The organism is Flavobacterium sp., assembly GCF_013823965.1.
GTDB lineage: Bacteria > Bacteroidota > Bacteroidia > Flavobacteriales > Flavobacteriaceae > Flavobacterium.
In genome coordinates, this window is record NZ_PNNA01000016.1 from 1 (window position 1) to 21,097 (window position 21,097).

The 21,097-nt window shown below is 39.5% G+C and carries 12 protein-coding genes and 1 pseudogene; 6 read left to right on the forward strand and 7 right to left on the reverse strand.

All coding sequences use genetic code 11. The features are described 5' to 3' along the window. Both C0430_RS01820 and C0430_RS01825 read right to left on the reverse strand, forming a co-directional pair. Window positions 1–1,181, reverse strand: a pseudogene (locus tag C0430_RS01820) (hypothetical protein); the annotation flags it as partial. A 245-nt stretch (window positions 1,182–1,426) separates the two neighbouring features. Then, window positions 1,427–4,879, reverse strand: coding sequence for a methylmalonyl-CoA mutase family protein (locus C0430_RS01825; RefSeq protein WP_290864874.1), 3,453 nt, complete (start codon window positions 4,877–4,879; stop codon window positions 1,427–1,429). A 220-nt stretch (window positions 4,880–5,099) separates the two neighbouring features. Between C0430_RS01825 and C0430_RS01830 the strand changes: the two genes are divergently transcribed. Together C0430_RS01830 and purU are read left to right on the forward strand one after the other, a co-directional pair. Continuing rightward, window positions 5,100–5,807, forward strand: coding sequence for a DUF4197 domain-containing protein (locus tag C0430_RS01830; protein WP_290864876.1), 708 nt, complete (start codon window positions 5,100–5,102; stop codon window positions 5,805–5,807). Window positions 5,808–5,872: 65 nt separating this feature from the next. Further along, complete coding sequence (gene purU / locus C0430_RS01835; protein ID WP_290864878.1) at window positions 5,873–6,727, forward strand: formyltetrahydrofolate deformylase; 855 nt, start codon at window positions 5,873–5,875, stop codon at window positions 6,725–6,727. A 3-nt stretch (window positions 6,728–6,730) separates the two neighbouring features. Here the strand turns inward: purU and C0430_RS01840 are convergent, their stop codons facing one another. The 4 genes from C0430_RS01840 to prfA all read right to left on the reverse strand — a co-directional run bounded on the left by C0430_RS01840 (window position 6,731) and on the right by prfA (window position 11,804). After that, the gene (locus C0430_RS01840; RefSeq protein ID WP_290864880.1) at window positions 6,731–8,215 is read right to left on the reverse strand and encodes a catalase; all 1,485 of its coding nucleotides are present in this window, start codon (window positions 8,213–8,215) and stop codon (window positions 6,731–6,733) included. Between the two features lie 679 nt (window positions 8,216–8,894). Continuing rightward, window positions 8,895–9,680 carry an alpha/beta hydrolase gene (locus C0430_RS01845; protein WP_290864882.1) on the reverse strand — a complete coding sequence of 262 codons (786 nt, stop codon included), beginning with the start codon at window positions 9,678–9,680 and terminating at the stop codon, window positions 8,895–8,897. A 107-nt stretch (window positions 9,681–9,787) separates the two neighbouring features. Then, window positions 9,788–10,606: an orotidine-5'-phosphate decarboxylase gene (gene pyrF / locus C0430_RS01850; protein WP_290864884.1), complete on the reverse strand. Its 819-nt coding sequence runs from the start codon at window positions 10,604–10,606 to the stop codon at window positions 9,788–9,790. A 121-nt stretch (window positions 10,607–10,727) separates the two neighbouring features. Beyond that, complete coding sequence (gene prfA, locus C0430_RS01855) at window positions 10,728–11,804, reverse strand: peptide chain release factor 1 (protein WP_290864886.1); 1,077 nt, start codon at window positions 11,802–11,804, stop codon at window positions 10,728–10,730. Between the two features lie 509 nt (window positions 11,805–12,313). On the opposite strand from prfA, the gene C0430_RS01860 reads away from it, so the two are divergent. The 4 genes from C0430_RS01860 (at window position 12,314) to C0430_RS01875 (ending at window position 18,349) form a co-directional block, all read left to right on the forward strand. Then, the gene (locus tag C0430_RS01860) at window positions 12,314–14,608 is read left to right on the forward strand and encodes a DNA topoisomerase 3 (protein WP_290864888.1); all 2,295 of its coding nucleotides are present in this window, start codon (window positions 12,314–12,316) and stop codon (window positions 14,606–14,608) included. Between the two features lie 193 nt (window positions 14,609–14,801). Further along, window positions 14,802–15,275 (forward strand): DUF6265 family protein, encoded by a 474-nt coding sequence (locus C0430_RS01865; protein WP_290864890.1) that lies wholly within the window; start codon window positions 14,802–14,804, stop codon window positions 15,273–15,275. A 196-nt stretch (window positions 15,276–15,471) separates the two neighbouring features. Then, window positions 15,472–17,739: a TonB-dependent siderophore receptor gene (locus tag C0430_RS01870; protein ID WP_290864892.1), complete on the forward strand. Its 2,268-nt coding sequence runs from the start codon at window positions 15,472–15,474 to the stop codon at window positions 17,737–17,739. Window positions 17,740–17,800: 61 nt separating this feature from the next. Then, window positions 17,801–18,349 (forward strand): PepSY-associated TM helix domain-containing protein, encoded by a 549-nt coding sequence (locus C0430_RS01875; protein WP_290864894.1) that lies wholly within the window; start codon window positions 17,801–17,803, stop codon window positions 18,347–18,349. A gap of 77 nt (window positions 18,350–18,426) precedes the next feature. Here the strand turns inward: C0430_RS01875 and C0430_RS01880 are convergent, their stop codons facing one another. Next, window positions 18,427–21,060: a valine--tRNA ligase gene (locus tag C0430_RS01880; RefSeq protein WP_290864896.1), complete on the reverse strand. Its 2,634-nt coding sequence runs from the start codon at window positions 21,058–21,060 to the stop codon at window positions 18,427–18,429. Window positions 21,061–21,097: the final 37 nt, after the last annotated feature.

The window sequence follows — 21,097 nt, forward strand, 5'->3', positions numbered from 1 at the left end:
ACATCTGGTGAAGGATAAACAGTCCTAACGACTTCAGTTCTTGGTCCCTCACAACTTCCTGAACTGCAACTAACCCAATAACTGGTAGTTTCTGTTATGTTGATATCGTATGAACTTCCTGTATGAACAAGATTACCTCCTGTTGCCGCATCATACCAATTTAGCACATAACCAGGAACATCGCATCCTGTTGCTGTAAAACTAACAGCTCCAGAACCACAACGTTCCCCTGTTGTTGCAACTGGTGCTGCAGGAGTAATGTTTAAATTACCATTTGCAAAATCTACTAATATTGAAGTAAGAGATTGTGATTCTCTAGTTTCAAAAAGAAAAGTAGTTGTACAAGGATCAAGTGTAATATTGGCAATTGAAAGATCGATAAACCCTTCAAAAAATGAATTTATTGGGTATACACCTGCCGTTCCAGATTTTGGCACATAGCCCCATCCTGATGGAGATGGAACATCAGCAGTATTAACAAACGTATAAAGACTACTTACATCTAAAGGAATGGGAGTTGTATTTAATGCTCCATTTTCCCAGCGATAAGCCTTTCTATCATCGACCGAACCTCCATTAACAAAGTGGCTAACAATTAAAACATCACCATCTTTGTGAACACCAGTAAAGGGGTCACCAGATCCAGAAGTACCTGCACCTGAAGGAGACACTTTATTTTGCAGTATCCAAATACCTATAGCTGCATCTCCTGAATTTGAAAAACGGTCGGCAAAAAAATACAGTTTTGAACCGACTAAATAGGCTCCTGCATTTTGCATATCCATTTTATCGTTTTGCTGTCCTTGTTTCCACTTCCACAAAGGATAATCATTTCCATCTTTTGTACCACCTCCGGTATAACCGCCGTCAGTTGAAGAGTTGACTAGATCAAAAATATGGGTTCTATTAACCCCTCCAAAATCAACTACTGGAGGCCAATCACTTGGATCCCCATTAACTGTGATGGTTTGTGCTGATAAAAAATTGGAAAACAAAAAAAGTATAAACAGTAAAATCAAACTGCCCATACTCCTAACACTACTCGACTGAGTCGAGATTCCTTCTTCTTTTAAACTATCTTTCGAAAAATCAAGCTTAAAACTACTTTCTACACAGTCCTTACAGACTAAGTTTTTTGCGTTTAAAAAAGCAAAAAAACTGGATAACGTAAATGTCTTCATGATGCATAAGGTGTTAGTTAACACCATAATACAAGCAGCTTTTTTTATGACGCAGATAGAGGGGGAAAATTTGCCGTAGGTCTGAATTTTTTTTTGAGGAGATTAAAGGTAATCAATAATTTTGAATTCAAATAAATTTTTCTACCAACTATGTCATTTTATCGACGAAATGCACAAAATGCCATTTACGACATTTATAAAATCATAAGAAGCTGTTAAACAAACAATTACAATAAAAACAAAAATTACATATTTCTCCTATATTGTCCTCCTACTTCAAACAAGGCAGTCGTGATTTGTCCCAAAGAACAAAACTTGGTGGCTTCCATCAAATGTTCAAACAAGTTTTCGTTTTGAATGGCGGCTTCTTGAAGTAGATGCAATTGCTCTTTCACTGTATCAGGATTGGATTGGTGCAAATGGGTCAACATCCTGATTTGGTATTGCTTTTCTTCCTCGGTGGCACGAATCACTTCGGCAGGAATGATCGTTGGTGAACCTTTAGAACTCAAGAACGTGTTCACGCCAATAATAGGAAATTCACCGGTATGTTTCAAGGTTTCATAATACAAACTTTCTTCTTGGATTTTGCTTCTTTGGTACATCGTTTCCATCGCGCCCAGAACACCTCCACGCTCGTTGATTCGGTCAAATTCCTGCAAAACGGCTTCTTCCACCAAATCGGTCAATTCTTCGATGATGAACGAACCTTGAATTGGATTTTCGTTTTTGGTCAGCCCTAATTCTTTGTTGATAATCAACTGGATGGCCATCGCGCGACGCACGCTTTCCTCGGTCGGCGTGGTAATCGCTTCGTCATACGCATTGGTATGCAAGGAATTACAGTTGTCATAAATGGCGTACAAGGCTTGCAAAGTGGTGCGAATATCATTAAAATCGATTTCCTGCGCATGCAGCGAACGACCTGACGTTTGGATGTGGTATTTCAACATTTGCGCCCGTTCATTGGCTCCATATTTGTATTTCATGGCTTTCGCCCAAATTTTTCGGGCCACGCGACCTATTACGGCATATTCGGGATCAATTCCATTCGAGAAAAAGAACGACAAATTGGGACCAAAATCATTGATGTTCATACCTCGACTCAAATAATATTCCACGTAAGTGAAACCGTTGGAAAGCGTGAACGCCAATTGTGAAATGGGATTGGCTCCAGCCTCGGCAATGTGGTAACCTGAAATGGAAACCGAATAGAAATTTTGTACTTTATTCGCAATGAAATATTCCTGGACGTCGCCCATCAATCGCAAGGCAAATTCTGTCGAGAAAATGCAAGTGTTTTGGGCTTGGTCTTCCTTCAAAATATCCGCTTGGACCGTTCCGCGAACTTTGGAAAGCGTTTTGGCTTTTATCTCGCTATAAATTTCCAAAGGCAAAACTTGGTCCCCGGTCACGCCCAAAAGCAGCAACCCTAAACCGTTGTTCCCTTCCGGTAATTCGCCTTGATAATGGGGACGTTCCGTTCCTTTTTTCTGATAAATGGATTTAATTTTAGCTTCAACCTCGCTTTCCAGTTGATGCGCCTTGATGTAAATTTCGCATTGCTGATCGATGGCGGCATTCATGAAAAAGCCCAACAGCATCGGTGCAGGTCCATTAATAGTCATACTCACTGACGTCATTGCATCGACCAAATCGAAACCGGAATACAATTTCTTGGCATCGTCGAGACAACAAATGGAAACACCCGCATTCCCTATTTTTCCATAAATATCAGGACGAATGTGGGGATCATTTCCGTACAAAGTCACGCTGTCAAAAGCTGTCGAAAGTCGTTTTGCAGGCAAACCGGCACTCACATAATGAAAACGTTTGTTGGTTCGTTCTGGGCCACCTTCACCGGCAAACATTCTTGATGGGTCTTCCCCTTCTCGTTTAAAAGGATACAATCCAGCGGTAAAAGGAAATTCTCCCGGCACGTTTTCCTGTAAATTCCAACGCAAAATATCGCCCCAAGCTTGGTACTTTGGCAAAGCAACTTTTGGAATTTGCGTATGCGAAAGTGATTCACTGTGGGTTTCAATCTTGATTTCCTTGTTGCGAACCATAAACCGATAAAACGGTTCTTTGTATTGGTTTGTCTTTTCGTTCCAAGTCAGGATGATTTCCCAATTATGGGGATCCAAATCCATTTTTACCTTGTCGAACTGGTTCAACAATAAATGAAGAAAAATTTTATTTTCGGCAGCGCTTGGTTTTTCGAGTTCCAAAGCAGTTGGCAAAACGGAATCATCATTAATCCCTGCCTTGTTCAATTCCGGGATTTTTCCCGAAACCGATTCAATAGTTTTGAAAATGCCGTATAATTTTTGGGCCACTTGTTCTTGGCTCAAAGCCGTGGCATCGTATTTTCTATTGTTCTCTGCAATTTCGGATAAATAGCGGGTTCTTTGTGGCGGAATCACGAATACTTTTTCGCTCATTTCGTGCGAAATTTCAAAAGTCGATTTCAAATCGGAATTCGTTCTCTCGCGAATCTTATCCATCACCGCTTGGTACAACGTATTCATTCCGGGGTCGTTGAACTGGGAAGCGATGGTTCCAAAAACGGGTAAAGTATCCAAATCCGCATCCCAAAGATTATGGTTGCGTTGGTATTGTTTTTTTACGTCGCGCAAAGCATCCAAAGCACCACGTTTGTCAAATTTGTTTATCGCCACCAAGTCGGCAAAGTCGAGCATGTCGATTTTTTCCAATTGGGTTGCGGCACCAAATTCGGGTGTCATTACATATAAGGAAACATCCGAATGCTCCGTGATTTCCGTATCCGATTGTCCAATTCCCGAAGTTTCGAGAATTACAAGGTCATATTTTGCCGCTTTGATAACCTGGATCGCTTCGGCAACATATTTGGACAAAGCCAGATTGGATTGTCGAGTCGCCAAGGAACGCATGTAAACCCTGGGATTGTTGATGGCATTCATCCGGATTCTGTCACCCAATAATGCGCCACCCGTTTTGCGTTTCGATGGATCGACAGAAATGATTCCGATGGTTTTTTCTGGAAAGTCGATTAAAAAACGTCGCACCAATTCGTCTACCAAAGAGGATTTTCCGGCACCGCCAGTTCCGGTAATTCCTAGAACAGGCGTTTTGGAATTAGTATTTATAGCATGTATTTTATCCAAGGTCGCAGCCGCAATTTCAGGAAAATTCTCTGCCGAGGAAATGATTCGGGCAATTGCCGTTGGATTTTTTTCTTCTAAATGATGGATTTTGTCATTCAATTTGTCGCCAATGGGAAAATCCGATTGTTGTACCAAATCATTGATCATTCCCTGCAATCCCATCGCACGGCCGTCGTCAGGCGAATAAATTCTGGTGATTCCGTAAGCCTGCAATTCGGCAATTTCAGAAGGAAGAATCACGCCTCCGCCTCCGCCAAAAATCTTGATGTGGCCGGCCCCTTTTTCTTTCAACAAATCGTGCATGTATTTGAAATACTCGTTGTGGCCTCCTTGATAGGAAGTCATCGCAATGGCATTGGCATCCTCTTGAATGGCTGTGTTCACCACTTCCTCGACACTTCTGTCGTGACCCAAATGAATAACCTCAACACCAGTTGACTGAATTATTCTTCGCATAATGTTGATGGCTGCATCGTGGCCATCAAAAAGAGATGCGGCAGTTACAATTCTTACTTTATTGACAGGAATATACGGTTTTACAAGCTCCATTTTATGAATATGATAATTTAAGACCGCAATTTACGGATATTTTTAATAATCAATCATCATCAACTTTCTTTTAATGGCAAAAAAGCAACAGATTTCAGGATTGACAATCGTCTATAGGCTTATGTTCCTGAATAAAATTATGAATTTATTATTGAATAAATAGTATTTTTGAGCCAATTCTGGACAAACAGTTGAAGTAAACGTATAAAACTACCCCCAAATGAAAAAAATAACATGGATGCTATTGGTATTTATTCTTTCCAGTTGTGTCGAAATGCAACAAGTCATCAACCAGCTTCCGCAAACACAAAATTGGGGAACCATCGATATTTCTGGCGGATTGAAAGAAGCCCTGAACAACGGTATTTCCAAACAAGTAACCAAATTGACTGCTGTCGATGGTTTTTACAAGAACGAAGCGGTGAAAATATTGCTGCCGGAGGAATTAAAAAAAGTAGACTCCAATTTAAGAAAAATGGGACTGGGTTCCTTGGCCGATGAAGGTCTAAAAGTACTCAACCGCGCTGCCGAAGATGCCGTGAAAGAAGCCACTCCCATATTTGTGGATGCCGTGAAAAACATGTCTTTTACCGATGCCAAAACCATTTTGATGGGCAACGAAAACTCGGCGACGACTTATTTGCAAAGCACGACTTCGAGCGCCTTATACGGAAAATTTAATCCCGTAATCCAAAATTCGTTTACCAAAGTGGGTGCCGACAAAGTTTGGACCAACATCATAACCAAATACAACAGTATTCCTTTCGTGAAAAAAGTAAATCCCGACTTGACGGATTACGTGACCCATCAAGCGATGTCAGGCGTTTTTAAAATGATAGCCGTCGAAGAAAAAAATATCAGAACCAATTTGAATGCAAGAACTTCGGTCTTGTTGCAAAAGGTTTTCGCCATGCAAGACAAAAAATAAACCTGTTCTCGTCAACCAAAAAAACAGTAGCTTAGGCAAGACCATCTTGCCCCAAAAAAAAGATTATGCAAAAAACAACCATACTCATCCATTGTGAAGACCAAAAAGGAATTATTGCCGCAGTAACTAATTTCATATTAAAAGCGGAAGGTAATATTGTTTACATCGATCAACATGTCGATGTGGAACAAAACGTGTTCTTTATGCGTCTCGAATGTGAATTCTCTAATTTAAACATCAGGCTTGCCAACATAAAAGCAGATTTCCAGCAAAGTATTGCAACTGATTTCAAGATGTCGTGGGAAATTTACACCAAAGACCAAAAACCGAAAATGGCGCTATTTGTTTCTAAATACGACCACTGTTTGTTCGATATTTTGGGTCGTTACAGTGCAAATGAACTGAATGTGGAAATTCCTTTGATTATCAGCAACCACGAAGATTTAAAACCTATTGCGGAGCGTTTCAACATTCCTTTTTATTATGTGCCTTTCACCAAGGAGAACAAGGAAGAAGGTGAAAAAATCCAAATCGAATTGCTCCAAAAAAATGAAATAGATTTCGTGGTTTTGGCTCGTTACATGCAAATCATCACGCCTACTTTAATCAATCTCTACGAAAACAAAATCATCAACATTCACCATTCATTTTTGCCCGCTTTCCCTGGAGCCAAGCCTTATCACTCGGCTTTTAAAAGAGGTGTGAAAATTATTGGCGCCACAAGCCATTATGTCACGCAACAGTTAGATGAAGGCCCTATTATTGAGCAGGACATCACCCGCGTTTCCCACATCAATTCCGTCGAGGATTTTATCATGAAAGGACGCGACTTGGAGCGCATCGTTTTGGCCAGGGCAATAAAACTCCACGCCGAACGAAAAACAATGGTGTACGACAATAAAACGGTCATTTTTTATTAAAATTTAAACCGGCAAATCCTCAAATTCAACACCCAAACCTTTGGCAATTTCCGTTCCCAAACGAGAATCGACTCGGTACCAAAGAAACAATTGACGCCTGATAATTTCATCTTTTTTGGGGCCGTGAATTCCTGACATCGCATCAACTATGTTATTGATGGTGTTTTGTCGTTCTTCCAAAGTCATGATTTGAAATAGCTTTCCCGGTTGTGAAAAATGGTCGTTTTCGCCCTCACAATTTCTGTCGTACCAATCGGCAAATTGGCTATTGATAGGCAAAGGTGGTTCTTTATACGATGGGTCAATGGCTATGTCGTCAAAACTATTTGGAAAATAATTGGGATTATGTCCTCCGTTGCCATCCACTCGCATTTGCCCGTCTCGTTGATAATTATGGACGGCAAACGGACAACGATTGACCGGAATTTGTTCATAATTGGCTCCCAAACGATAGCGTTGTGCATCAGGATAAGACAAGATGCGACCTTGCAACATTTTGTCTGGCGAATAGCCAATTCCGTCCACGATATGGGCTGGCGCAAAAGCCGCTTGTTCCACGTCTTGAAAATAATTTTGTGGATTTTGGTTCAATTCCAAAACCCCAACATCTCTCAACGGAAAATCTGCGTGCGGCCAAACCTTGGTCAAATCAAATGGATTGAAATAATAATCTCCTGAATCGGCTTCGGCTTCTGTCATTATCTGGATTTTCAAATTCCATTTCGGAAAATTTCCTCCCTCGATATTGTCGAATAAATCCCTTTGCGAAAAATCCATGTCGTTCGCTTTCATTTGGGCCGCTTGTTCATTGGTAAAATTCTTGATGCCTTGGGCGGTTATAAAATGGAATTTCACGTAAAACCGTTCGTTGGCTTCGTTTATCATCGAATAGGTATGGCTTCCAAAACCATGCATATGGCGGTATCCATAAGGCGTTCCCCTGTCTGACATCAATATCAAGACTTGGTGCAAACTTTCAGGATTCAACGACCAGAAATCCCACATCATCGTTGGGGATTTTAAATTGGTATGGGGATCCCGTTTTTGGGTATGAATAAAATCGCTGAACTTTTTGGGGTCTTTCACGAAGAAAACCGGCGTGTTATTGCCCACCAAATCCCAATTGCCATCTTCGGTATAAAATTTTATGGCAAAACCTCTGGGATCGCGTTCCGTGTCGGCTGAACCTTTTTCGCCACCAACAGTCGAAAACCGCATGAATAACTTGGTTTCTTTTCCAAGTTCCGAGAAAATCTTGGCTTTGGTATATTGGGTAATATCGTGCGTCACGGTAAAAGTTCCAAAAGCACCGGAACCTTTCGCATGCACCACTCGTTCTGGAATGCGCTCCCTGTTGAAATGCGCCATTTTTTCGTGAAGAATAAAATCCTGCAACAACAATGGGCCGCGCGGTCCGATAGATTGTGAATTTTCATTTTCTACATAAGGTTTTCCTGAAGCCGTTGTCAATTTTTTACGTGATTTCATGATGGTGAATTTTAATGGTTATTATCAAAGGCAACACACATATAAATAAAAAAAAAACGATGTCAATAATTCTTGAAAACCATCTTGATCATGATGTTTTTCACAAAAAAAAGGAATGATTAGACAGAGAAATTAACGATTTTAAATAATTGATTTACAGATTAAAACAGTACTAAAAATAAAGTATTAAAGTTAAAAAACTTAACTTAATTACAACAAAGTAATAACAAAATCTTAACAGGGAAAAGGAGAGAAATTTGCAATCTTTGCAAAGTAATAAATTGGTTATTTATTATTTGGTTTTGGTTAGTAAAAGAATTGTCCTGCAAATTTGTGGGACATTTTTTTTGTTTACCCTTCAAGAACAAAACGACTTTACTAAAAACGGCTGTCTTTGCATTTAGAAAAAGCAACATATTTTTATCAAAACTGGATTACAAACATTCAATCATAAACCATTCAACAATTTGAAAATAAACAAGTTAGTCGTATTTTTTTTTACTCTATAAAACTAACGACAGTTAAAAACTTAACTTATATTCAACAAACTAATAACAAACTATTAACAGTAATAAATCGAAAAGTACACGACCTTTGCAATGTAATAAACTGGTTATTTATTATTTTGGTTTTTGGTTAGTTAAAAAATCGCCGACATTCTTGGAATGTTGGCGTTTTTTTATTGGTTCAACCCAATGAAAGACAATACTTCGTTATTAAAAACTCTGGGTTGCTCCACATTGACCACGTGACCGCATTGTTCCACAACATATAATTGGGAGGATTTATGGTGTTTTTCGACCACGAGTCGAACAGAAGGCAAAAACATGTAATCTTCCTCACCCATTATGTATAGCGTTGGAATATTCAATTCCACTTGTCTAAACCATTTCAGCACCGGATTGATTTCGGCGGTGAGTTTGAACCATTTTATGAATTCTTTTTGGTATAATTTTTTGGCTTCATTGATAAAAAGCAAGCGGGATTGTTTGTGGTTCTTTTTGGGCATGATCACAAAGGCAAAAAATTGGTACAACACTAAATAAGGCAAGACATATTTGAACATATTCCCCAATTTCATCAAGATTTGCGAACGAAAATTCATTTTCAGGATGGCTCCGCCAAGAATCATGCTTTGCACGCGTTCCGGATGCATTTCGGCCAATTGTCGAATCAGAATCGTGCCAAGGGAAATCCCCACGAAATGCGATTTTTTAATCTTCAAATGATCAATTACTTCCAGGACATCATTGGCAATGGACTCAAAAGTATATTTTTGGTTAAACGTCTTTTTGATGTGCACATTGGAATTGCCGTGACCACGCAAATCCAACAACAAAACATTGTATGATTTTTTAAAATCCCGAATTTGCTTGAACCAAATAGATGAACTACCGCCAGCGCCGTGAACAAAAGTCACCCACTGGTCGCTGTTTTCGTTTTTATATGTCGTGTAGTTGATCATTGGATTTTCGAATGTATATTAACGAATCTTGATTGCAGGTTTAGTATTGGAAAAAACATATCAAAATTTCTATAGTTTTGACCATCAAAAATCGTTAATTAAAAATCTTAAATATTTTTTAAAATCCCCTCCATTTCTTGTTGCATTTTCAACGCTTCTTCTCTTGCTTTTTCGGCAAAATCAGTTCCTTTTGATGCATAAATAATGGCTCTTGAAGAATTAACCAACAATCCAACATTCGCATTCATTCCGTAGGCACAAACTTCCGAAAGACTTCCGCCTTGCGCTCCAACACCGGGAACAAGCAAGAAACTATCCGGAACAATTTTACGAATTTCCGTGAAATATTCCGCTTTTGTGGCGCCAACAACATACATCAAGTTTTCGGAATTCGTCCAAGTTTTTGAAGTTTCCAAAACCTGTTTGTACAATTCCTTTCCGCCAACATTCAAGGTTTGAAAATCAAACGCACCCTCATTCGAAGTCAAAGCCAACAGAATGGTGTGTTTATTCTCGAAAGCCAAAAAAGGCTCCACCGAATCTTTTCCCATGTAAGGTGCCACGGTTACGCTGTCAAAATTCAAGTCTTCGAAGAAAGCTTTGGCATACATCGAGGAAGTATTGCCAATATCACCTCGCTTAGCATCGGCAATCGTGAAGATTTCGGGATGCTTTTCGTTGATGTAATCAATCGTTTTTTGCAACGACTGCCAACCTTTGATTCCATAAGCTTCAAAAAAAGCCGTATTGGGTTTGTAAGCCACCGCCAAATCGTGTGTGGCATCAATTATCGCTTTGTTGAATTCAAAAATCGGGTCTTCTAATTCCAATAAATGTTGTGGAATTTTATCCAAATCAACGTCCAATCCTACACAAAGAAAGGATTTCTTGATTTTAATTTGATCTATAAGTTGTTGTGTAGTCATTGTTGTGTGTTTAACCGCAAAGTTCGCAAAGTTTCTCGCAAAGTTCACAAGGTGTTAAAAAAAATGCCAAACATTTCGGTATGGCATCTATTATCTCTTCGTCTATTCTCTTTTAGTCTCCTTAGAAAACTTCGCTGGCTTCTTTCAGTTTCTCCATATTGTTGACCAATTGCAATTCATCAACAATTTTTTGGATGTCGCCATTCATGATGTTTCCTAAATCATACAATGTCAACCCAACTCTGTGATCCGTCACGCGACCTTGCGCATAATTGTAGGTTCTAATTTTGGCCGAACGGTCACCAGAACTCACTTGCGAAGTACGTTTACTGGCATCTTGCTCTTGCTTTTTGGCCAATTCTTGTTCGTACAAACGAGAACGCAAAACAATCAAAGCTTTGTCTTTATTCTTGTGTTGCGATTTCTGGTCTTGACATTGCGCCACCAATCCGGTTGGAATGTGTGTCAAACGAACCGCTGATTTAGTCGTATTTACCGATTGTCCTCCAGGTCCTGATGAACAGAAGAAATCCACGCGAACGTCGTTCATGTCTATTTGCACGTCAAATTCCTCCGCTTCCGGAAGCACCATCACCGTCGCTGCCGAAGTGTGGACACGACCTTGGGTTTCGGTTTGCGGGACACGTTGCACGCGGTGAACGCCTGCTTCAAACTTTAAAGTCCCATAAACATCTTCGCCAGTAACTTCAAAAATCACCTCTTTGAATCCTCCCGAAGTTCCTTCGTTCATGTCGACAACCGAAGTTCTCCAACCCCTGTTTTCACAATATTTGGTGTACATGCGGAATAAATCTCCGGCAAAAATACTGGCCTCGTCCCCACCCGTTCCGGCACGAATCTCGACCATCACGTTCTTGGCATCTTCAGGATCTTTGGGAATCAACATAAACTTGATTTCTTCCTCCAGTTCCGGCAATCGTTCCTTGGCTTCCTCGAGTTGCATCTTGGCCATTTCGGTCATGTCGGCATCGCTTCCGTCGGCAATTATTTCGTTGGCTTCGTCAATATTGGCCATCAAAAGCACGTATTCGTCTCTTTTTTCGGCCAAAGCCTTTAAGTTTTTATACTCCTGGTTCAACTGTACATAACGCTTTTGGTCGGCAATCACGTCGGGCTGGATAATCAAGTCCGAAATCTCGTCGAAACGCTGTTTCACTATTTGAAGTCTGTCTAACATATACTTGTTCCTTTATTTTGGAGTGCAAATTTAGTGAAAAGATTGCAGATTTCAGATTGCAGGTTTCAGATTTTTTAAAGTGGGGTTTGAAGTGGGAAAATCGAGCTAATATTACCGCACATGGATGGAAAAAGAGGCAATGTTATTATTTTAAAAAAGAATACACCTCAACTTTGTCATTTCGACCAACGGGAGAAATCGCATAACGAGAGCAACTCATATGATTTCTCCTTTGTCGAAAATGACATTACCCATTGCAATTAAGAATTTATCCTGCTCCGCAAAGTCTCCCGACTTTGAGGTAGTGATTTTCGGTTTTCAACCGACTTGTTTTTAGACCATTTACACCAGTCACAGACTGACACACACATCCTCAAAGTCGGAGACTTTGAGGAGCGAAAACCTTGCGCCTTTGCGGTAAAAAATCTCCCGTTCATAACTCCCAACAATTTCCTTTTCATACCAATTTCAAAATTCCTACTTTGCAGCCTCAAATTTAGAAAGGAAAAATGAAGGTTTGTATTGCCGAAAAACCAAGTGTAGCCCGTGAAATCGCAACCGTTTTGGGAGCCAATACCAAGCACGACGGCTATTACGAAGGCAACGGTTATCTGGTAACCTACACTTTTGGCCATCTATGCACCTTGAAAGAACCCAACGATTACAAACCCCATTGGAAAAGTTGGGATTTGAACAATCTGCCCATGCTTCCCGAAAAGTTTGAAACCAAGGTGGTCGATAATTCTGGCGTTCAAAAACAATTCAAAATCATAAAAAGTCTTTTCGACAAAGCCGACTTGGTCATCAACTGCGGGGATGCGGGACAAGAAGGCGAACTCATCCAGCGTTGGGTGATGAACGAAGCACAATACAAAGGCGAAGTAAAACGCTTGTGGATTTCGTCCCTGACCACCGAAGCCATCAAGGAGGGTTTCCAGAACTTGAAACCGTCTGCCAACTACGATAATTTATATTATGCCGGATTTTCCAGAGCCATTGGCGACTGGTTATTGGGGATGAATGCCACGCGTTTGTACACCGTAAAACACGGCGGTTACAAGCAAGTTTTGTCCATCGGTCGGGTGCAAACGCCAACCTTGGCAATGGTTGTGGATCGCTTCAAGGAAATCGAAAACTTCAAACCGCAACCTTATTGGGAGTTGCAAACCTTGTATCGAGAAACGCTTTTCAGTTATGAAGAAGGGCGCTTTTTGAAAAAGGAAGACGGCGAACTTTTGGCCAACAAAGTCAAGGAAAGCGAATTCGAAATTGTTTCCGTCGAAAAAAAGAACGGCAACGAATTTGCCCCAAAACTATTCGATTTAACAGGCTTACAAGTCTATTGCAACACCAAATTTGGCTTCACTGCAGACGAAACCCTTAAAATTGTCCAAACTTTGTACGAACAAAAAGTAGTGACTTATCCTAGAGTTGACACCACCTTTTTACCGAATGATATTTATCCAAAAGTGCCGGGAATTCTACAAAATTTGACGAATTACGCCGCTTTGATAGAACCACTTTTGGAAAAAAAGATAAAAAAATCACCCAAGGTTTTCAACGACAAGAAAGTAACCGATCACCACGCTATTATTCCAACGGGCGTTCAAAGCAATTTGCAATACAACCAGCAGCAAGTGTACGACATCATCACGCGCCGTTTCATTGCGGTATTTTATGATGATTGTCTGGTCGCCAACACAACGGTAATCGGAAAAGCGGCCGATGTCAGTTTCAAAACCACCGGAAAAGAAATCTTGAAAAAAGGATTTCGTATAGTCTTTGAAGACCCGAACACCAAAGAAAAAGAAGCCGATATTTTGCCGAGTTTTATTGTAGGCGAAAAAGGCCCACACCAACCCTCATTTTTAGAAAAAGAAACCAAACCACCCAACCAGTTCACGGAGGCAACTTTGTTACGCGCTATGGAAACCGCCGGAAAACAAGTCGATGACGAGGATTTGCGGGAACTGATGAAAGAAAATGGCATTGGTCGTCCATCGACTAGAGCGAATATTATTGAAACGCTTTTTAAACGCCAATACATCGTTCGAAACAAAAAACAGGTCTTGCCAACACCCACGGGAATCCAACTGATTGACACTATTCAGAATGAATTAGTGAAATCGGCAGAATTGACGGGTTCTTGGGAAAAACAATTGAAAGACATTGAAAAAGGAACGTTTACCGCTGGAGCATTCATCAAGAACATGAAACAGATGGTAGAGGAATTGGTCTATGAAGTGCGAAAAGAAACCCGAGGCGCCAATATTTCGCACGCAGGAACTGTCCAAAAACAGGAAGCCGTTCTCGAGAAAAAGAAAGCGGAAGGAATCTTGTCCGAAATCTGTCCGAAATGCAAGAAAGCGACGCTCATTAAAGGGAAATCAGCTTATGGCTGTGGCGATTACAAGGCGGGCTGCAAATTCGTTTTGCCCTATACTTTTGCCAACAAAAAAATATCCGAGAATCAATACTTGCGATTGGTCCAAAAAGGCTCGACAGTAAACTTAAAAGATTTCAAAACCGAAGTTGGAACTGTGGAAGGGTTACTTCGCTTTGACGAAAATTTCGAACTCAAATTAGAAGAAAAGAAAACAGTCGTGAAACCAACATCGGATACATTAGAATGTCCTAAATGCAAAAAAGGAACCGTGCTCAAGGGAAACACCGCTTACGGTTGCAGCGACTATAAATCGGGTTGCGATTTCAAAGTCCCGTTTGACGTGGTTCGGGCGAAACTGAAAGACCAGAAACCCAGCAAGGAATTGGTTTATACAATTTTGAAAGAAAGTGTTTCCTAAATTATTTTACCGCTGATTCGCTGATTATAAATTTTAAAATCTGTGAATCTGCGATAATTTTAAAAACTTATACTTTTGCTTTCCATCTTGGGCTAATTACAAACGAAGTTCACTGAACTCCGATAAAAATAATTGTACAGTGAAGTAATCTTTTCCTTAATTTTGAAACGTCCAATAATCTAATGTTTACCTTATGAAAAAAGCAATTCTTCTTTTCGTTACAATTCTGTTATTCGCTTCTTGCCAAAAATCCAAACAAGTTTCCAAAATTGTGGGCAACGATTGGCTGTTGGGTCAATGGGAGAACAAATCTGACGAAGGGAATCTATTGGAAATTTGGGAAAAGAAAAACGACAGCATTTATTTTGGTGAAAGTTATTTTATCAAAGGAAAAGACACTTTACATTTTGAAAAAATCGAGTTGCAACAAAAAGGCGAAAACCTATTATATGTTACAACCATCAAAGGCCAAAACAATGACAAACCTGTAACTTTTGTACACAACGATACCATCGAGAAGCAATTGGTGTTTGAAAATCCAAAACACGACTTTCCTCAAAAAATTGCGTATTCGAAGATTACAAAAGACAGCATAGTAATCCAAATTTCTGGAATTCAACAAGGAAAACCAAGTTCGGAACGCTTTTCGATGAAGAAAACCAAATAAAAGCCTCCCATTTTTCAACTGATTCAAGAATCCTGCTCCATAAAAGCAGGTTTTTTTATGGCCATAAAGCACTGTAAAACAGCTCTTAAAATAATGTTAATAAATATTATCAATAATTAGTCTAAATAAGCTTTGCGGAATCAAAAATGGTTTTTATATTTGTATTGTTATTTTTAATAAGTCTAAATAAAGAACAATGAAACACCTTTTACTCCCCGCATTAACCTTATTATATTGCCTGAATGGATTTGCACAAGAAACTGCTAACGCAACAGAAAACATCAATACTACTGAAACATTCGACACTTTTTATGACACCATAAAAAACAAAAAAAGAGTAATTCTCAAAGAGGTAGTCATCACGACTAATCAACAACCTAAACCCGTGACGGCATTACGTTCTGGTTTAAAACCAATGGATACACCACAAAGTGTACAAGTAATTGGAAACGAAATTATCGTACAACAACAATCCATTCGGTTAAGCGAGGTGATAAAAAACGTGAATGGTGTTTATGTGGGTTCTGCCCGAGGTGGCGCCCAAGAATCCTTTTATTCAAGAGGATACGATATGTCATCCAATAACATGTTTAAAAACGGATTCCGTTTTAGTAGCGGCTCCATTCCTGAAGTTGCTTCGTTGGACAAAGTCGAAGTTCTAAAAGGCAGTGCCGCTTTATTATACGGAAACGTTGCGCCAGGCGGAATACTGAATATGGTCACCAAATCGCCATTATTTACGACAGGTGGAGAAATAACAATGCAAGTGGGAAGTTACTCTTTTTACAAACCCTCGATTGATATTTATGGCCCATTAAATAAAAAATTTGCTTACAGATTTACAGGTTCTTATGAAAATTCGGAGAGTTTTAGGGACGTTGTAAAAAAGGAACGTTATTATGTCAATCCATCCCTTCTTTTTAAAGCAAGTGACAAAACAGAAATTATCTTGCAAGGAGATTATTTACACGACGACTGGACGCCTGATTTTGGAACAGGCGGCATTGGAAAAGAAATTGCCGACGTTCCGCGCAACACTTATTTAGGAGCGAATTGGTCTTATGGAAACACGAAACAAGCCAGTGTATCCGGATTGGTGAAACATGATTTCAACAAACATTGGAAACTCAATTTCAACACCTCTTTTCAAAATTACAATCGAACATCCAAAGGAACCGAGCGTATCCAACCATCAGATGAAGCAAATGAAACAACCTATGGAGATTGGAACAGGCCTTTGGGGCAAAATAAAAATTTGGAAAAAATCATTGGAGAGCAATTGAGCTTGCAAGGCTGCTTCAAAACTGGAAAAGTAAAACACCAATTATTCACGGGTGTTGATTTTGAAAATTCTTACGCTCAAGCCTATACCTTCGCATTCAACGAAAAAGCGGTACTGATTAATGGAAAATATGTTGCCAATCTTTATGACACAATCAACATTTTCGACTTTGATCCAAGTACACAAAGAAATGATATTCCAAATGCCAACAATACCAAAATTGTAAAAACAGACACCAACCGTTTTGGAATTTACGCACAAGATTTAATTTCGATTACCAAAAAATTCAAGGTTTTGGCAGGATTGCGTTGGTCTTGGCAAGAAGCCCAAGCAACAACATCCGACTTGCTTAAAAATACCATCACAAAAGACGCAAAACGCATTGACGAAGCCTTTACACCAAAATTAGGATTAGTGTATCAACCCACAAGAGACATTTCGTTATTCGCAAGTTATGCCAACTCGTTTACACCAAACACTGGAGTAACAATCTACGGAGAAGCTATCGCTCCTTCCCTAATAGACCAATATGAAGTTGGGGTTAAAAAGGATTTTTGGAGAGGAATCTTGAGCACGAATATTACTTTGTACCAAATCGTAAACAGCAATTTAGCCCAAACTGCCGAATTCAAAGCAGATGGTTCCAATAATACCGATACCAACGTAAAAGTTTTGACTGGAGAAACCACCAGCAAAGGAATAGAAATCGACATCACGGCAAAACCGATAAATGGTTTAAATATTATGGCAGGTTACAGCTACAACGACATGCGTTATACCAAAACTTCAGGATTAAACGGTAGTTTCATTGAAGGAGATCGTTTGGTAAGAACACCTGCAAACACGGCTAATTTAAGCTTTTTCTACACCTTGCAATCGGGCGCATTAAAAGGAATCTCCTTGGGAGCGATAGGAAATTACATAGGGAAACGATCAGGAGGATGGAACGATCAAATTGTAATAAACAGCACGACAGGAGTTAAAACAATCAACGACAGAGACATTCCGCTTGAAGGGTACACCACCATTGATTTGTCTGCAGGTTATTCTTGGAAAAAACTATCAATTTTGTGCAAATTGTCGAATATCACTAATGAATTGAATTATACCGTGCATGAAAATTACAGCATAAACCCAATAGCTCCACGTCAAGTCATGACCAGCATTAAATATAAATTCTAATTAAACCTTTTATTGAAGAATAAGTCAAAACATTCAAAAATCAACTTCATTTTAAATATTCATGAAAAAAATCAACTTCAGAAACTTACACCGCGATTTAGGCTATTTCTACATTGGACTCATCGTATCATTTGCCTTTTCAGGACTTTTAATGAACCACCGAGAAGCCTGGCATCCTGATAAATACACCACCGAAACCAAAGCTATCGAAGTGAAACTTCCTGCCGAAAGTGAAATCAACGAAAAATTTGCTGAAGATTTAGGAAAACAATTGGGTATTGAAGACAAATTTAGACGTCATATGGTCAAAAAAGGAGAATTCAAAATCTCTTTCGAAAACCACGACGTTGAAATTGACATGAAGACTGGAAAAGGCGAAATCGTGGCTTTCATCAAAACACCAATCATAAGCCAAACGATGAAATTGCACAAAAACACATCCAATTTCTGGATTTATTATTCGGATATTTTTGCAATTAGTTTAATCATTATTGCATTAACCGGAACCATAATGATCAAAGCCGGAAAATTCAGTTGGAAAAACAGAGGTTGGAAACTGGCCGTTGCGGGAGTTGTATTCCCATTGTTGTTTTTGATTTTGTTTGGTTAATATTTAATTCCAAAACATAAAAAATCCCAATGTTGAAATTTTCAGCATTGGGATTTCTATTTTAAAACGGGACTAAATTATTTCAATCCTGCCAAACTTTGCTCGATGGTGGCAATTTTAGAAAGCGCATCGGCTTCTTTTTTGCGTTCGTTTTCGATGATTTCGGGTTTGGCATTGGCCACAAACTTTTCGTTGGACAGCTTCACTTGCACCGATTTCAAGAAACCTTGCGTATATTTTAATTCTTCTTCCAATTTCTTGATTTCGGCCTCCACGTCAATGTTTCCGGTAATCGGGATAAAATATTCATTCGATTTTACACGGAACGACAAAGCACCATCCACTTTATCCGAAACATAGTCCAATGAAGTGATGTTCCCCAATTTGGTTACTACCGTATCAAAATAAGTCGAAGCTTTATCGTTATTCACGACTTTCAATTCAATTGTGTCCTTGAACGGAATATTTTTGTCTTTACGAATCGTTCTGATTCCAGAAATGACTTCGATAGTGTTTTCGAAATCGGTAATCAATTGCGCATTGAACGGTTTTATTTCTGGCCAAGTCGAAACAATCAAGGCTTCTTCCGGCGTTCTTTCGGCAATGTGTTGCCAAATTTCTTCTGTCAAGAATGGCATAAACGGATGCAACAATTTCATGTTGTTTTCCAGCATTTCGATCGCTTTCGCAAAAGTAAGGCTGTCAATTGGCTGTTGGTAGGCTGGTTTTATCATTTCCAAGAACCAAGAACAAAAATCGTCCCAAACCAATTTGTAAATTCCCATCAAAGCATCGGAAATTCTATATTTTTCGAAATTGTCTTCGATTTCCAAAAGTGTTTGTTGCAATTTGGCTTCATACCATTCAATCGCTACTTTGGATGATTCTGGTTGTGGAATCGAATCCGAAACTTCCCAGCCTTTTATCAATTTGAAGGCATTCCAGATTTTGTTGGTAAAACCTTTTCCTTGGTTGCACAATTCTTCGTCGAACATAATGTCGTTTCCGGCAGAAGCACTCAAAAGCAATCCCACACGAACTCCATCGGCACCAAACTTTTCGATTAATTCCAAAGGTTCCGGCGAATTCCCTAAAGATTTCGACATTTTGCGTCTTTGTTTGTCACGAACCAAACCGGTCAAATACACATTCGAAAATGGTTTTTTGCCCGTGTATTCATAACCTGCAATAATCATTCGCGCCACCCAGAAAAACAAAATATCCGGTCCGGTCACCAAATCGTTGGTTGGATAATAGTATTTGAAATCTTCGTTTTCAGGCTCCATAATTCCGCCAAAAACGGACATTGGCCATAGCCAAGACGAAAACCAAGTGTCGAGAGCATCAACATCTTGTTTTAAGTCGGAAGCTTGAAGTTGGGAGTTGGAAGTTTTTCCTTTAGCTAAAATCAAAGCTTCTTCGATATTTTCAGCAACTACAAAATCTTCTTTTCCGTCGCCATAATAATAAGCCGGAATCTGTTGTCCCCACCATAATTGACGGGAAATATTCCAATCACGGATGTTGTTCAACCAATGTGCATAGGTATTATCAAAACGTTTTGGGTGCAATTTAATATCTCCATCAACCAAAACGGATTGGATTGCCGGTTTTACCAAATCTTCCATTTTCAAGAACCATTGATCAGACAGACGAGGTTCGATAACCGCTTTGGTTCTTTCGGAAGTTCCTACTTTGTTCAGGTGAATTTCAGTTTTGGCCAAATCACCTTTTTCTTCTAATTCTTTGGCAATTTCGGCACGAACCACAAAACGGTCTTTTCCTTGATAATGCAATCCAAAACTGTTCAACGTTGCATCTTCATTGAAAATATCAACGATTTCCAAATTGTGTTTTTCTCCTAACACTTTATCGTTCACGTCGTGAGCCGGAGTTACTTTCAAACAACCCGTTCCAAATTCGACATCCACATATTCGTCTTCGATAATTGGAATTACGCGACCACAAATTGGAACAATAGCTTTTTTCCCTTTCAAATGAACAAAACGCTCGTCATTTGGATTGATGCAAATGGCGGTATCTCCGAAAATGGTTTCAGGACGTGTTGTGGCAACGGTCAAGAAATCTTCACTTCCTTCAATTTTATATTTCAGGAAATATAATTTTCCTTGTTGTTCTTCATAAATAACTTCTTCGTCAGACAAAGTCGTTTTGGCTTCCGGATCCCAGTTTACCATTCGGTAGCCACGATAAATCAGGCCTTTGTTGTATAAATCCACGAAAGATTTAATTACAGAAGCCGACATATCGGGGTCCATCGTGAATTTGGTTCTGTCCCAATCGCAAGAACAACCCAATTGCTTTAATTGTTCCAAAATGGTTCCGCCGTATTTGTCCGTCCAATCGTAAGCGTGTTTCAAAAACTCTTCACGAGTCAAATCGGATTTATTGATTCCTTCGGATTTTAATTTGGCTACTACCTTGGCTTCAGTTGCAATCGAAGCGTGATCGGTTCCGGGAACCCAACAGGCGTTGAAACCTTTTAGACGTGCTCTTCGAATCAAAACATCTTGAATGGTATTGTTCAACATGTGTCCCATGTGCAAAACTCCAGTTACGTTTGGCGGAGGAATTACAATGGTATAAGGTGTTCTGTGGTCGGGTTCCGAATGAAAATAATTATTCTTCATCCAGTAGTCATACCACTTATTTTCAATGGTTTTAGCGTCAAATTGTGCAGGAATTGTCATAAAAAGCTACTGTTACAACCAAAATTTAGCTTTGGTC